A 15,073-nucleotide genomic window follows, 5' to 3' on the forward strand; every position below is an offset into this window, starting at 1 on the left:
CTCAGCTTCGGTTCATTGCAGGAGCTTGCCATGGCGCGCACCGATAGCCGCGGCCTGCCTATTTCGACATGACTGTCAGTTTCCCCTCTCTTGGCCGGGATGCAGCGTTGGCAATCGGTAGGGAGCGCAGCAACGTCGTGAGGCTTGCCGTCGCCCAGGCCCTCGCAGGCGCCAATTCCACGGTCGTCTACGCAACCGGCGCCGTCGTGGGCGACATGCTGGCGCCCACCCAGACGATGGCGACGCTGCCGGTTTCCGTTTTTGTCGTCGGCATGGCGCTCAGCACGCTGCCGGCGGGCGCCGTGGCCGAACGGTATGGCCGACGCGCAGCATTCCTGCTCGGCGCAGGCAGCGGCGTTCTCGCGGGCTTGATCGCGTTCCTTGCGGTCCTCCACGCATCGTTCTGGCTGTTCTGCGCGGCGACCTTCTTCGGGGGCGTCTACGCAGCCGTGGTGCTTTCCTTCCGCTTTGCCGCCGCCGACTGCGTCACGCCGGAACGGCGTCCCCGCGCGCTCTCCGCTGTGATGGCCGGCGGTGTCTTCGCCGGTGTCATCGGCCCACAGCTTGTGACGCACACCATGAACCTGTGGGCGCCCCATCTCTTTGCTGCGACGTTCGTCGGCCAAGCGGCGGTTGCGGCTCTGTCCGCGGTCATTCTGGCGGGTGTCGAGCTTCCTCCGGCAACGATAGCCGATCGAAGCGCTGGACGGCCGCTTGCTATCATCGCCCGGCAGCCGCGCTTCATCCTGGCGGTGATCTGCGGGGCCGTCTCTTACCTGCTCATGAACTTCCTCATGACGGCAGCCCCGCTGGCGATGAAGTTCTGCGGGCTGTCCCAGGAGTCGGCCAATCTTGGCCTGCAGTGGCACGTCATCGCGATGTACGCCCCCAGCTTCTGGACGGGGCGCCTGATCACGCGGTTTGGTGCATCCGCTATCGTCGCCGCTGGGCTCGCGCTCATCGCGGCCTCGTCATCGGTGGGCTTGCTCGGTATTGACGTGGCACATTTCTGGGCGACGCTAAGCTTGCTCGGGATCGGCTGGAATTTCGGTTTCATCGGCGCTTCGGCGATGGTTCTGGAGTGCCATCGTCCCGAGGAGAAGGCGCGGGTCCAATCGCTCAATGACTTCGTGGTCTTTGGCACGATGACGGTCGGTTCGTTCCTCTCCGGCGGACTGCTGTCGTCCTTCGGCTGGTCGACTGTGTTAGCGTTGTCGTTCGCGCCGCTGTTGATCGCGTTGTTCGCACTCGTTGGCTTTTCGTACAGGGCCACCCTACGACAAACCTAGCGTCTCGAGGAGATTCGACATGACTGTAGCGGAAGCGCCAGTTCAATATATGGAGCGAACGCGTCACTATTACCGTGCTCTCGGTTACGACAACGATTATGTCTGGGCGTCATTTGATCATGTCCCATTCACCGCACCTGCGAAACCACTGTCGGACCTTCGCGTTGCACTGGTTACCACGGCCAGTCCGCCGGATTTCGATGGCGTGAAGCGGGTGTGGTCAGGCGTTGTTTCGCCGCCGCCGGCGAAGCTGTTCACTGACAATGTTGCGTGGGACAAGGAGTCGACCCACACCAACGACCGGAGCAGCTTTTTGCCAATAGAAGCCGCTTTCGAATTGGCGGGCGAAGGACTGTTCGCCGGGCTGACCCCGCACTTTCATGGTGTACCGACAGAATACAGTCAACGAAAAACGAAGACCGAGGATGCGCCTGAAATCCTGAAGCGCGTTCGACAGGATGGAGCGGATGCTGCAATCCTTTGCCCGCTTTGTCCCGTTTGCCACCAGACCGTCAGCCTGGTGGCTCGGCATCTCGAAGCGAATGGGATTGCGACCGTCATCATCGGTTCGGCGCTGGACGTTGTGGAGCATTGCGGCGTTCCAAGGTTCTACTTCACGGATTTTCCGCTGGGAAATCCGTGCGGGCATCCCTGGCGGCGCGACATGCAGCGCGAGATCGTGCGTCAGGCGTTCGCCCTTTTTGGGACATCGAAAGCGCCACGAACGACCGTCAAGGCGCCATTTGCCTGGAGCGAAGAAGGGGCCATCTGGCGGACTCGATACGGACGAGTGGATCCGGACAACCGAGAGCGGCTGCTCAAACTGGGCGATGAACGTCGCCTGCGGCAGGCAAAAGCCAAACAGGCCACTGCCGAGGGAGTGTCGTCGGAATGACTGAGAACCCGGTGAGAAATCGTGTGAGCGTTCTTGATGACCGCTATGGCAACAAATTGAGCACAAGCTCCGACGCCGCCCGCGACGCTTATGTGGTCGGTGTCGACAAGCTGCTCTCGGCCGGCTCCGGAATTGACCAGCCGTTCCGCGACGCGATCGCTGCCGACGAAGGTTTTGCCCTGGCGCACATCGCGCTTGCGCGAACGTTGCAAGTGCTTGGTCGGGGTGGCGAAGCAAGAGCTCCGCTGGAACGTGCGCTGGCGCTCGCGCCGGCCACGACAGCGCGCGAGCAAAGTCATATCGGGATCTTTGCCAGGATCCTGAATGGTCAAGGCGCCGAAGCAGTTTCGATGATCGCCGAACATATGAAACATTGGCCGCGCGACGCCATGGTGCTGGCCCCTGCCACCGGTGTTTTCGGTTTGATCGGCTTCTCCGGCAAGTCCGGGCGCGAAGTCGAGCAGCTGGCAATGCTGGAGCCGCTTGCCACGCATTATGGCGATGACTGGTGGTTTCGAACGGTACTCGCGTTTGCCGAAATCGAGCTGGCAAAGCACGATAGTGGTTTCAAAAACATCGAGGCCGCACTTCGCGGTTTTCCTCGCAATGCACATGCTGCGCATATCAAGGCCCATCTGTTCTATGAGAAGGGGCAGCGCGAAGAAGGACTAACCTATCTCGGCCAATGGAACGCCACCTATCCACGAGAGGGGCAACTGCATTGCCATATAAGCTGGCATCTTGCCCTCTGGTCCCTGGAGACCGGCAGGCGGGATCAGGCATGGAAGATCTATCGCGAAGCGCTGCATCCGGGCGGTTCGTGGGGCCCGCAGATCAACGTCCTCACGGACTGCGCTTCGTTCCTTGCACGAGCAGAGATGGCAGGCGAGCCGCGGTCTCCGGAGCTGTGGAGAGAAATCAGCCAGTATGCGGCGAAGTGGTTTCCGAATTCAGGGATCATCTTTGCCGATATGCACAGTGCACTTGCCTTTGCAATGGCAGGCGATATGGATGCGCTTGGGCGAATCATCGAACACCCCAGGGGACCTGCTGCGGACATTCTGGTACCGATCGCCCGCGGCTTCGATGGTTTAGCGAGGGGCGACTGGACGCGGGTCGTCGATGAACTCAAGCCTGTCTTACAGACCCACGAAAGGGTAGGAGGCAGCCGCGCCCAGCGCGACCTCCTGGAATATTCCGTGACCTGCGCCTTGCTGCGCAGTGGTCGCGCGGACGAAGCGCGACGCCTGATCGTGTCGCGACGACCTCGCAATGCGGCGAGCGGCGTTCCGGTCGCCGGAATCTAGCGCGGGACCGCTGCAGCTTCCAGAGACGGATCGGATCGCCGCCGGTCCGCCGCACCTACAGTAGCGAGCCAGTGGTGCTATATTTCGAGACACCCTTGGTGGCAGACAACGCAATCGGCCAGACGATTATCGATGGTGAACCAGCGGAGCTTTGACCATGCGTATCAACGATGATTTCACCCGTCCCGTCATCGTGCATGCGGCCAGGAAAGACTGGGTCCCCAGCCCGGCCCCAGGTGTCCACCGGCGCATGCTGTTCCGCATCGGCGAGGAAAAGGCTCGCGCCACCTCGATCGTGCGTTATGCGCCAGGTAGCGCCTTTCCGCGCCATACCCACACCGGTGGCGAGGAATTCGTCGTCCTCGACGGCGTTTTTCAGGACGAACATGGCGACTATCCGGCTGGCGCGTATATCCGCAACCCGCCAGGGACTTCGCATGTACCCGCCTCGAAGGACGGATGCACGATCTTCGTTCGTCTCTGGCAGTTTCGCGCGGATGACCGAGCCCAGACCGTGCGCCAACCGGGCGAAGGACAGCAAGTTCCTCCTCAAGCTGGCGCGGCGGCCGCAACAATTCTGTTCGACGACGGACATGAGGAAGTGCGCTTCGAAGATTGGCAGGCGGGAGGCAACGTGATTGTCGAAAACACCAGGGGTTTGGAGTTTCTCCTGCTCAGCGGTGGCCTGATGGTGGACGGCGAGACACTGGAGCCGCAAGCCTGGGGCCGCTTGCCGGCGGGCGGGGCTCTGCATGCCCAGGCAACACATAAGGGGGCGCGCCTGTGGATCAAGCGCGGTCCACTCATGCATGAGAATGTCTGTGCCTTGTAGGCGAAATCCGATTGCTGACCCGGTGCTGCTGCTTGCGGCTTAGATATTCGACCAGGCGGAGAACACTGGCGCGGACGTAAGCTCCGCGCCGTGTGTCATCCCATCACGCTCGAAGAACTCACGATGTGAGCGCGCTTCGAAGCATCCGCGCGAGATCGGAGCTGAGATAAGGCTTCGGCAAAAGCTGCACATCGGCATCGAGACGTCCATGGTGCACGAGGGCGTTCTCGGCATAACCGGAGGTGTAGAGCACCTTGAGCCCAGGGCGTCTCTTGACTGCCTCGGTCGCGAGCTGACGGCCATTCATTCCGCCGGGGAGGATGACATCGGTGAACAAGAGATCGATGCGTTCGGGCCCGTCCATGATGGCCAGCGCCTCGGCGACATTGCCGGCGGCCAGCGTGTGGTATCCGAAACGCTTGATCTGCGTCACGACATACTCGCGGACCAGCCGGTCGTCCTCGACAATCAGGATGGATTCGTCGCCACGTTCGACACCGGATGCGACTGTTTCGGCGGCTATTGGCTCTGCGACGCCCGTGGCCTGCGGCAGGTAGAGCTTCACGGTGGTGCCGTGACCCTCTTCGCTGTAGATCTTGATGTGCCCGTTCGACTGCTTGGCGAACCCGTAGACCATGCTGAGGCCGAGCCCCGATCCCTTCCCGGTGTCCTTGGTCGTGAAGAACGGTTCAAACACCTTGTCGAGCAGGCTGCCAGGGATACCCTGTCCCGTGTCGCTTACGGCGATCATGACGTAGTTGCCGGGCCTCACCTCGCTATTCTGGCGAGCATAGGCCTCGTCGAGCACCACGTTCTTGGTCTCCAGCGTCAGCTTGCCGCCGTCGGACATGGCGTCGCGGGCGTTCAGGGCAAGGTTCAGGATCGCGGTCGAGAGCTGACTGGGATCGATCAGGGCCGGCGCGCAATCATGCGCCAGCATCGATTCGATTTCGATGTGTTCGCCCAGCGTCGGCCGCAGCAAGCGCGCTGCATCGATGACCAGCGCGTTGATGTCGGTACTGCGCGGCTGCAGCGGCTGTCTTCTGGCGAAGGCCAACAGATGCTTGGTGAGGTCGGCTCCCCTTGCTGCGGCGCTACCGATCAGATCGGTGATCTGGGCGAGATGCGGACGATCCTTGACCGCATCAGACAGGATTTCGATAGTTCCGGTGATCACGGTCAGAATGTTGTTGAAGTCGTGCGCGACGCCACCTGTGAGCTGGCCGATGGCTTCCATCCTCTGCGCCTGCCGGACCTGGGCCTCGTTGGCCTCGATCTCCTGAAAGCGCTTGACCATGGCTTCGGCCTTGCGACGTTGCCTGACTTCCTCCTCAAGCGCCGCATAGGCTTCCGCAAGTTGAATGCGCGTCGGCGCCACAAGCAGCCGCGGCAGCATCAAGAGCACGGCCGCGGTGAGCGCAAGCGAGATCGGCGCGAGCAAGCCCTTGGTCACGGCCTCGATGTCGTAGGCCGGCACCCAAACGGTGAGGATCGACTCCAGGCGGGTCACGCCGCAGATCGCGGTGAAGATCGCCAGGGTCCAGAAGACGCTGCGGAACATAACGTCGCGGCGGCGCCGCAAGACGAAGAAGGCGAGAACGAAGGCGGTCGCAAAGAAGGCGAGGGCGGCCGTCGCATCCGAAGCGACATTGAGCCAGATCAATTCCGGCTTCCACTGCAGGCACGCGCCATGCGGGATGAGCGTCGACATGTCCGGAGCTCCGATAAAGGCCGCAAAGCATGCAACCGCGATCCGATCCGTGCGTCGGAACAAGGGAAATCATTCAGGTTTTGAGCCCCTCGCGCAAGCGCGGCGCGGGCCCCGCGAGCGGATGCCTTGGCAGATCTTTCGTGCGCCGTTGGCGAGGGCGATATCCCGATCGCGACCCCAGGGGCAGGCCGGAAACGACTTTCCTCGACGACCGTCGATTTTGGCCCGAACCGGACTTCCCGGCATGGCATGAAACCCGGGAGTTGGATAAGCTTGAGCTTCGTCGTGACCCACCCGAGACGAGCGCAATGCGACAACGTGGTGGAAGCGAGCAACCGGTGAAGGGTCGGCGTGCGGACAAGCCCAGGGAGAAACCCAAGGCTCGCACGACTGCAGACCCGTCGATTGTCGAGCTGCAAAAGCAGCTAGGGGTTCTGACCCGCGAGTTGAAAGAGGCGCGGGAGCAGCAAGGCGCGACCGCCGAGGTGCTTCAGGTCATCAACTCCTCGTCCGGCCACGTTGAGCCGGTATTCGCCGCTATGCTCGAGAAGGCGACCCAATTGTGCGAAGCCGCGTTTGGAATCCTGTGGCTCCGCGATGGCGAGCAATTTCATGCTGCTGCTCCGCATGGCGTGCCCGAGGCCTATGCCGAGATCGCGCGCAAGCCGGTACGCCCGCTGCCGACCAATCCACTTGGCCGCATGCTGCGCGGTGAGCGCCTGATCGTCAGCACCGATGTAGCCGACGAGGAACCCTATCGGGTCGGTGACCCTGTGCGGCGTGCCTTGGTTGATCTCGCTGGCGCCCGCAGCGCCATTCAGGTCCCGCTACTCAAGGATGACGTGCTACTGGGCTCGCTGACAGTCTACCGGCAGGAGGTCCGTCCTTTCTCGGAAAACCAGATCGCGGTGTTGCAGAACTTTGCGGCACAGGCGGTCATCGCCATGGAGAACGCGCGGCTCATCACCGAGACCCGCGAGGCGCTCGAGCGGCAAACCGCGACTGCCGAGGTGTTGCAGGTCATCAATTCCTCGCCGGGCGAGCTGGCGCCGGTGTTCGAAGCCATGCTCGATAAGGCGTTGGGATTGTGCGGGGCGGCCTTCGGTGTCCTTTGGACCTATGACGGCGAGCGAATGCATGCGGCCGCGCTCCGGGGCTTGCCATCAGCAATGGCGGAGTTTCTGACGCGATGTCCGCATCCGGTGGGAAGCGATAACGCGCATGCCCGTCTGCTGCACGGCCAGCCGGTGGTACACATTCTCGATGTCGCAGACGACCAGGCCTACCGGTCTGGCGACCCGATCCGCCGTGTTTTCGTCGAGCTGGGCGGCGGCCGCACGCTGCTCGCAGTTCCTCTGCGCAAGGAGAAGACGTTTGTTGGCGATTTCGTGATTTACCGTCAGGAGGTGCGGCCGTTCTCAGACAAGCAGATCGCGCTGCTGGAGAACTTCGCAGCCCAGGCGGTCATCGCGATAGAGAACGCACGGCTCTTGACCGAGACGCGCGAGGCGCTCGAGCGGCAAACCGCGACCGCCGAGGTGTTGCAGGTCATCAACAGCTCGCCGGGCAATCTCACACCGGTCTTCGACGTCATGCTCGAGAAGGCCACGCGGTTGTGTGAGGCCGCACGTGGTCAACTTGCTACCTATGACGGAGAGTTCTTCCGCTTTGTCGCCGCACATGGTGATACGGCCTTTGTCGCGGCGCAATTGGCGTATGGACCCCAGCCGCCGACCTGGGGCGTCACATGGCCACGGATCGTGCGCGGCGAGCGCGTTGTCCATTTCGCTGATGTCATGGATAGCGATCTCTACCGCGCCGGTCATGAATCGGCGCGGAGGTTTGTGGATATCGGCCACGGCCGGAGCCTCATCACCGTAGCCCTGCGCAAAGAAGAGGAACTGCTCGGTGCCTTGACGATCTACCGCCAGGAGGTCCGGCCGTTCTCCAATAAGGAGATCGCGCTCGTGCAGAACTTTGCTGCGCAGGCAGTGATCGCGATGGAGAACGCGCGGCTCATCGCTGAGACGCGCGAGGCGCTCGAGCGGCAGACCGCGACCGCCGAGGTGCTGCAGGTCATCAATTCATCGCCCGGCAATCTCGCGCCGGTGTTCGACGCGATGCTCGAGAAGGCGATGCGGCTCTGTGATGCGGCTTTCGGCATCCTGCACACACATGACGGTACCCGATTCCAGGCGGCGGCAGAGCGAGGGACGCCAGCAGGGTATTCCGAGTTCAGAAAAAGGAATCCTGGGGCGGGGCCTGGACCCGCGCACGCACTCGAAGAAAAGCGGGTCGTTCAGATCGTCGACTTGATGGGCGATGACCTCTATCGCTCGGGCGACCCCCGGCGCCGAGCGATAGTCGAGCTCGGCGGCGCGCGCACGATCCTCTGGGTGCCCCTCCTCAAGGACAATGTCGTGCGTGGCGTCCTCACCGTCTACCGCCAGGAGGTGCGGCCGTTCACGGACAAGCAGATCGCGCTGTTGCAGAATTTCGCCGCGCAAGCGGTGATCGCCATGGAGAACGCGCGGCTCATCACCGAGACCCGCGAAGCCCTGGAGCGGCAGACCGCGACCGCAGAGGTATTGCAGGTCATCAATTCGTCGCCCGGAGACCTCGCGCCGGTGTTCGATGCCATATTGGAAAAGGCGCATTTGTTGTGCGAGGCAGCAGCAGGCGCGTTGGTGACGTACGATGGTCAGCAATTTCGCGCCGTCGCGACACACGCCCTGCCTCGGGATTTCGCCGAAGTGTTGCGCCGGCCGCGTGGAGCGGGCCCCGCCGCCGGTCCCCGCGCGCGGCTTTTGCACGGAGAAAGTTTTGTTCAAATTGCCGATTTGCAGGACCCCGGATACCAGCCGGGAAATCCGGAAACGCGCGCTGCCACCGAGCTGACGAAATTCCGGAGCCTGCTCTTTGTGCCGCTGCGCAAGGAGAGCAGCCTGCTCGGCTACATGACCGCCTATCGCCAGGAAGTGCGGCCGTTCACCGACAAGCAGATCACGCTGTTGCAGAACTTCGCCGCGCAGGCGGTGATCGCAATGGAAAACGCGCGGCTGCTCGAAGAGATCCGCCATCGCAACGACGAGCTGGCCGAGGCGCTCGAATTTCAGACCGCGACGAGCGAAGTACTGCGCATTGTTGCCAGTTCACCCGAAAACCTGCAGCCGGTCTTCGATGCCATGCTGGAGAAGGCGATCGCGCTGTGCGACGCCAAGTTCGGCACTCTCTTTCTCTATGACGGCAAGGCATTCACTGTCGTGGCGGACCGAAACTTGCCGCCAGCCTATGCTCGGGTGCTCCGCGGCAGGTCTTTCTCGCCGGACGCAAACACCGGTTTCCGTCGCCTGGTTGAGAGCAAGGCACCGGTTCACGTTACGGACATGTTCTCTGACGCTTCCTACGCCCAGGGAGAGCCGTTGCGCGTAGCGGCAATCGAGCTCGGTGGCGTGCGGAGTTTTGTCGCGGTCCCGCTGTTGAAGAAGGGCGAGCTGATCGGGAACTTCTCGATCTATCGGGGCGAGCCCGGCGGTTTCGCCGACAACCAGATCGCGCTCGTCACGACCTTCGCCGACCAGGCGGTGATCGCGATCGAGAACGCACGACTGCTGGGCGAACTGCGTCAGCGTACGATCGATCTTGAGGAGTCCCTGGAATACCAGACCGCGACGAGCGACGTATTGAAGGTGATCAGCCAGTCGGATGCCGAGCTTGAGCCGGTGCTCGACACACTTGTCGAGACGGCGGCGCGGATTTGCCGGGCCGATTCAGGATTCATTTTCAGGCTGCGCGAAGGCCTTTGCCATACGGTCGCCTCGTTCGGCATACCGACGGAGTACAAGCAGTTTCAGATAAACCATCCGATCGTACCCGACCGCGGCACGTTGGCGGGTCGGACGGTTCTGGAGCAGCGCACAGTGCAGATCGAAGATGCGGCGGCTGACCCCGAATACACCCGGGCGGAAGCGGTGCAACTCGGCCATCAACGGACGATGCTGGGCGTGCCGCTGGTCCGGGAGACCGCTCTGATCGGCGTCATAACACTTGGCCGGTCACGGGTTGAGCCTTTCACGGAGAAGCAGGTCGAATTGGTGCGCACCTTCGCCGACCAGGCGGTGATCGCCATCGAGAACGCGCGGCTGCTGGGCGAGCTGCGCGATCGCCAGGCCGAGCTCGCCCGCTCGGTCGATGAGCTCACCGCGACCGGCGACGTGCTCAAGATCATCAGCCGCTCCTCGGTCGAGCTCAAGACGGTGCTCGACGCACTGCTGGAAACCGCCGCGCGCCTCTGCCGCGCCGACCAGGCCTATATGTTCCGCCGCCATGCGGATGGCCTGCATCACCTGATTGCCGCGCACGGCGCGTCCGAGGAAGGAAAGGCGTACATCGAGTCTCATCCCTTTGCGCCCGATCGCGGAACGGCGACCGGCCGGGTGGCTTTGGAACGTCGACCGATCCACATTCCCGATGTCCTTGCTGATCCCGAGTACACCTACACGGAAGGACAGCGGATAGCTGGCTTTCGCACGTTACTTGGACTGCCGCTGCTGCGCGAAGACACGCTGATCGGCGTGTTTGCCATTTGTCGAAACCGCGCCGATCCATTCACCGACAAGGAAATCGAGCTCCTGACCACCTTCGCCGACCAAGCGGTGATCGCGATCGAGAACGCCAGGCTGTTCGACGAATTGCGCGACCGCCAGGCCGAGCTCGCCCGCTCGGTCGACGAGCTCACGGCAACCGGTGATGTGCTCAAGATCATCAGCCGCTCCACCCTCGACCTCCAGACGGTGCTCGAGACGCTGGTGGAAACGGTAACGCGCCTCTGCCGCGCCGACCAGGCAGGAATGTTCCGCCGGAGCGATGACGCGCTTCACCTAATCGCGTCCTGCGGCCTTTCCGACGAGTCAAGGGCATTCTTTCGCAGGCATCCCTTGGCGGCAGACCGCGGCACCTTGGCTGGCCGTGTTGCATTGGAGCGCCGTGCGGTCCACATCCCCGACGTTCTGCAGGACCGCGATTACACTTATCAGGAAGGACAGAAGATTGCAGGGTACCGCACGCTACTCGGGATTCCGCTGCTGCGCGAGGACACACTGGTGGGCATATTGAACATCACCCGCACGCGTGTTGAGCCGTTCACCAATAAGGAGATTGAGCTCGCCACCACCTTCGCCGATCAGGCGGTGATCGCGATCGAGAATGCCAGGCTGTTCGACGAATTGCGCGACCGCCAGGCCGAGCTGCGCGTCACCTTCGACAACATGGGCGATGGTGTTGTGATGTTCGACGCCAACTCGCGCCTTACCGCATGGAACCGCAATTTCCAGGAAATACTCGATCTGCCCGACGCCTTCCTCGCCCAGCGGCCGAGCTACGCCGACTATTTCCGCTATCTCGCCGAGCGCGGCGAGTACTCGGCCGATCTGGAGGCGGAACTGAGCCGCACCATAGACGATACGAGCAACGAATTGCGTCTCGAGCGCACGCGTCCGGACGGACGCGTCATCGAAGCGCGTCGCAATCCGGTGCCCGGTGGTGGCTTCGTGCTGATCTACGCCGACATTACCGAGAGGAAGCGCGCCGAGGAGACGATCCGTGCCGCACGCGACGCCGCCGAGGCTGCGCTGCGCGAGTTGCGGGCGGCGCAGGCGAGCCTCGTCCATGCCCAGAAGATGGCTGCGCTCGGACAACTCACCGCCGGCATCGCGCACGAGATCAAGAACCCGCTCAATTTCGTCAACAACTTTGCCGGGCTCTCGGTCGAGCTGCTGGAGGAATTGAAGGGAGCGACGGCGGAGGCAATCGGCTCGCTCCATTCCGGCAAGCGGGCGGAGATCCTCGAGACAATCGGGATGCTGACCGGCAATCTCGCAAAGATCGCCGAGCATGGCCGTCGCGCCGATGGCATCGTCCGGGGCATGCTGCAGCACTCGCGCGGCAGCACCGGCGACTGGCAGGCGGCCGATGTGAACGCGTTGGTCGAAGAGAGCTTGAACCTTGCCTATCACGGCGCCCGAGCTCAGGATCAGGACTTCAAGATCGCGCTGGAGCTTGATCTCGACCGCAATCTCGCTCCAATCGAGCTTGTCTCTCAGGATGTCAGCCGCGCGCTGCTCAACCTCATCAGCAACGGCTTCTATGCGGTCACCGAACGCGGCCGTCAGGGTGATGGCGCTTTTCGTCCGTGGCTGAAGATCGCAACCCGCGAGTTCGGCGAAGGCGTCGAGATCCGGGTGCGCGACAACGGCGTCGGCATTCCACCGGAGCACTGCGAGAAGCTGTTCCAGCCTTTCTTCACAACAAAGCCGACCGGCGAAGGTACGGGACTCGGCCTGTCGATAAGCTACGAGATCGTCACCCAGCAGCACGGCGGCACGATCACGGTCGATAGCGAAATCGGCCGCTTCACCGAATTTACGGTACGACTGCCGCGACGCCAGCATGCCGCGGCGTGAAGAAACGAACCAGCACCAGTATTTTTTCGATACCGAAAGCGCGGCAGGCGCAAGAAGACGGAAGCTGCCATGTGCGCGTCTCGCTGGCGCAGACCGGACGCTGGCTCTGGAATCTCGGCTGCGTCGCCAATGGCTTTTGCGGAAGATGACCTGAAAGAGGAATCGGTCAGCCCGTTGATGGAGGACGTGACTTCCGGCTTCGGTCAGCTCCGCGCCGCGCGCCATTCCGCGAAGTTGTCGCAGACGCCCGCGTTTTGGGCGAGGCCCGCGGCGCCGCTCGGCAACGACAAAGCAGAATGGCCAGCCGCTAGCGCATAGCGCTGCAGCGGTCGCGCGACTTCTCGCGTTGTGGAAATTGGCGTACTTCCCTGCAAGGGAGGGAAACTGCATCCACAAGCACAAGTTTCCCGCCCGACTGTCAGACGATATTCGTCGAACGCAAACAGACTTCTGTGCGGCCTCGGCCGCGCGACCCCATGCGGGAGGTTGGCATGCACGACATCGTTATTCGTGGCGGCACGATCATGGATGGCACCGGCAAGGCCGCATTTAGCGGCGACGTTGCCATTGCAGAAGGCCGGATCGTCGGGGTCGGCGGCAAGCAGGGACCAGCCCGGCGCGAGATCGATGCCACGGGGCTGATGGTTACGCCTGGCTGGGTCGACGTGCACACGCACTACGACGGTCAGGCGATGTGGGACCCGCTGCTTGCGCCCTCATGCTGGCATGGAGTGACGACCGTCGTTTTCGGAAATTGCGGCGTGGGTTTCGCACCGGTGAAGAAGCATCATCGCCAGGCCTTGATGGATTTGATGGAAGGGGTAGAGGAAATTCCGAACCCCGTGCTGGCCGCAGGACTGACCTGGGAGTGGGAGAGCTTTCCTGATTTCATGGATGCGCTGGAGCGCCGCGAGCGCGTCATCGACATCGCAGCGCAGGCCGCGCACTTGCCAATGCGCGTCTATGTGATGGGTGATCGCGCAATCCGCCGGGAAGCTGCGACTGCGGACGACATTGCGCAAATGCGGCAGCTCACCATCGAGGCGTTGCGTGTCGGCGCGTTCGGCTTCACCACATCCCGCACGGATTCGCACAAGACCCCTGACGGCGAGCTCGTGCCTTCGCGCAATGCGGACGATTTGGAGCTGCTCGGTATCGGCTCTGCGCTGGGCGAGACCGGCACCGGCGCGTTCGGCATGAACAGCGACTTCGACGACGAGGACTATGAACTGCGCTGGATGCGAAAGCTCGCCAAGGAAACCGGTCGTCCGGTCTGGTTCCTGCTCACCGATCGCTATGAGGACCCGGAGCGCTGGCGGCGTTTGATGAAAGCGGTGCATGCGGCGCGCTCCGAGGGACTGCCGCTCACAGCGCAGATTGCCGGTCGTCCGATTGGCGTGATGATGGGCATCGGCACCGCGCTCAATCCGTTCACGGTGCGGCCGAGCTACAAGGCGCTCGAAACCCTTCCGATGGCGGAGCAGCGCAAGCGGCTGCGCGATCCCGAGCTGCGACGGAAAATCCTCGCCGAGAAGCCTTCCGACGCCGAGGTAGCGAAGCTCGCTCAGTTCCGCCAGCTTATCACCAGGCGCTGGGACAAGTTCTTTACGATGGGCGACCCGCCGGATTACGAGCCAGATTCGGAAAAGAGCGTTGCGGCGATCGCGGCGCGCACGGGGCGTACGCCCGATGAAGTGGCCTACGACTACATCATCGAAGAGAATCAGTACCTGTACTTCCCGGTGGTAAATTACGTGGCGGGCGACCACGAGCCGATCCGCGAAATGCTCAGCGACCCGGCTTGCTTGCTCGGCTTGAGCGACGGCGGCGCGCACTGCACCTCGATTGTGGATTCAGGCCTGCCCAGTTTCATGCTGGCGCATTGGGGGCGCGACCGCCGCCGCGGGCCACGGCTGCCCCTCGAGCATCTGATCAAGCGGCAAACGAGCGAAACCGCCGACTTCTTCGGTCTGTCGGATCGCGGTCGGCTGGTGCCGGGCTTGCGCGCAGACGTGAACATCATCGACTTTGACCGTCTGCGGCTGCACAAGCCAGAGCTCGTGCATGACATGCCGGCTGGCGGCCGGCGTTTCGTGCAACGGGTCGATGGATATGAAGCAACGCTTGCGGCGGGCATTCCCATCTTCGAGCGAGGCGAGCATACCGGCGCGATGCCGGGCCGCCTCGTACGAGCAGGCCAAAATGGTCATCGTTGAGTATAGAACCTGAGGGCGGCTTCTGGCGCGAATAGACGAGCTCGTTCTGACGGCGAACGCTTTCCAATGAACCCGGAGATGCGAAACGCAACCGCTGCGGCAGCTCGCCCATGATGATGGGCGTGTGCCCATAAATCCTGCCCACTCAGTTTGTGGTTGACGCTTCCCACTTCCTAGTTCCTGAATTGCGTCAGGGATGGAAGCTTATGCCGAGCACGGCATAAGCGTTCTTATGCCGAGTGCTCGATTATGCCGAGCACCCGGCTTTATCGCGTCGGTTCGCTTAAGGAGTCGAGCAGTTTGGCACGCGTGACTCGGCATAATCACAGGGTAGCGAGAAACGCCATGAGCCTGTCCGTGGG

7 protein-coding genes and 1 pseudogene are annotated in these 15,073 nt (G+C 62.6%); 7 read left to right on the forward strand and 1 reads right to left on the reverse strand.

Going from position 1 to position 15,073, the window contains the following annotated elements; translation table 11 throughout:
• Positions 1 to 68: 68 nt before the first annotated feature.
• The 4 genes from VKR55_RS09945 (at position 69) to VKR55_RS09960 (ending at position 4,323) form a co-directional block, all read left to right on the forward strand.
• On the forward strand, positions 69 to 1,289 hold the full coding sequence (locus tag VKR55_RS09945) for an MFS transporter (protein ID WP_324402358.1): 1,221 nt from the start codon (positions 69 to 71) through the stop codon (positions 1,287 to 1,289).
• 19 nt (positions 1,290 to 1,308) lie between these two features.
• Positions 1,309 to 2,184 carry a glycine reductase gene (locus tag VKR55_RS09950; protein ID WP_324402360.1) on the forward strand — a complete coding sequence of 292 codons (876 nt, stop codon included), beginning with the start codon at positions 1,309 to 1,311 and terminating at the stop codon, positions 2,182 to 2,184.
• Positions 2,181 to 3,491, forward strand: a complete 1,311-nt coding sequence (locus VKR55_RS09955) for a tetratricopeptide repeat protein (protein ID WP_324402362.1) — start codon at positions 2,181 to 2,183, stop codon at positions 3,489 to 3,491. The genes VKR55_RS09950 and VKR55_RS09955 overlap by 4 nt, the downstream gene beginning before the upstream one ends.
• A gap of 157 nt (positions 3,492 to 3,648) precedes the next feature.
• Complete coding sequence (locus VKR55_RS09960; RefSeq protein WP_324402364.1) at positions 3,649 to 4,323, forward strand: cupin domain-containing protein; 675 nt, start codon at positions 3,649 to 3,651, stop codon at positions 4,321 to 4,323.
• Positions 4,324 to 4,441: 118 nt separating this feature from the next.
• On the opposite strand, the gene VKR55_RS09965 is transcribed toward VKR55_RS09960, so the two are convergent.
• Entirely contained in the window at positions 4,442 to 6,034 is a 1,593-nt protein-coding gene (locus VKR55_RS09965) for an ATP-binding protein (RefSeq protein WP_324402366.1), read from the reverse strand.
• A 338-nt stretch (positions 6,035 to 6,372) separates the two neighbouring features.
• Between VKR55_RS09965 and VKR55_RS09970 the strand changes: the two genes are divergently transcribed.
• From VKR55_RS09970 to VKR55_RS09975, 3 genes and pseudogenes are all read left to right on the forward strand, one after another.
• A complete protein-coding gene (locus VKR55_RS09970; RefSeq protein WP_324402368.1) occupies positions 6,373 to 12,495 on the forward strand; it encodes a GAF domain-containing protein in 6,123 nt (2,040 codons plus the stop codon).
• Positions 12,496 to 12,530: 35 nt separating this feature from the next.
• Positions 12,531 to 12,813: pseudogene (locus VKR55_RS33045) on the forward strand (CoA transferase); the annotation flags it as partial.
• A 173-nt stretch (positions 12,814 to 12,986) separates the two neighbouring features.
• Positions 12,987 to 14,711, forward strand: a complete 1,725-nt coding sequence (locus VKR55_RS09975) for an N-acyl-D-amino-acid deacylase family protein (RefSeq protein ID WP_324402370.1) — start codon at positions 12,987 to 12,989, stop codon at positions 14,709 to 14,711.
• Positions 14,712 to 15,073: the final 362 nt, after the last annotated feature.

The organism is Bradyrhizobium sp. (assembly GCF_035309285.1).
In the GTDB taxonomy this organism is placed as follows: Bacteria; Pseudomonadota; Alphaproteobacteria; order Rhizobiales; family Xanthobacteraceae; genus Bradyrhizobium.

Coding starts and splice junctions, on each gene's coding strand:
- VKR55_RS09945 (WP_324402358.1), top strand. CDS start 69: ATGACTGTCAGTTTCCCCTCTCTTGGCCGGGATGCAGCGTTGGCAATC.
- VKR55_RS09950 (WP_324402360.1), top strand. CDS start 1,309: ATGACTGTAGCGGAAGCGCCAGTTCAATATATGGAGCGAACGCGTCAC.
- VKR55_RS09955 (WP_324402362.1), top strand. CDS start 2,181: ATGACTGAGAACCCGGTGAGAAATCGTGTGAGCGTTCTTGATGACCGC.
- VKR55_RS09960 (WP_324402364.1), top strand. CDS start 3,649: ATGCGTATCAACGATGATTTCACCCGTCCCGTCATCGTGCATGCGGCC.
- VKR55_RS09965 (WP_324402366.1), bottom strand. CDS start 6,034: ATGTCGACGCTCATCCCGCATGGCGCGTGCCTGCAGTGGAAGCCGGAA.
- VKR55_RS09975 (WP_324402370.1), top strand. CDS start 12,987: ATGCACGACATCGTTATTCGTGGCGGCACGATCATGGATGGCACCGGC.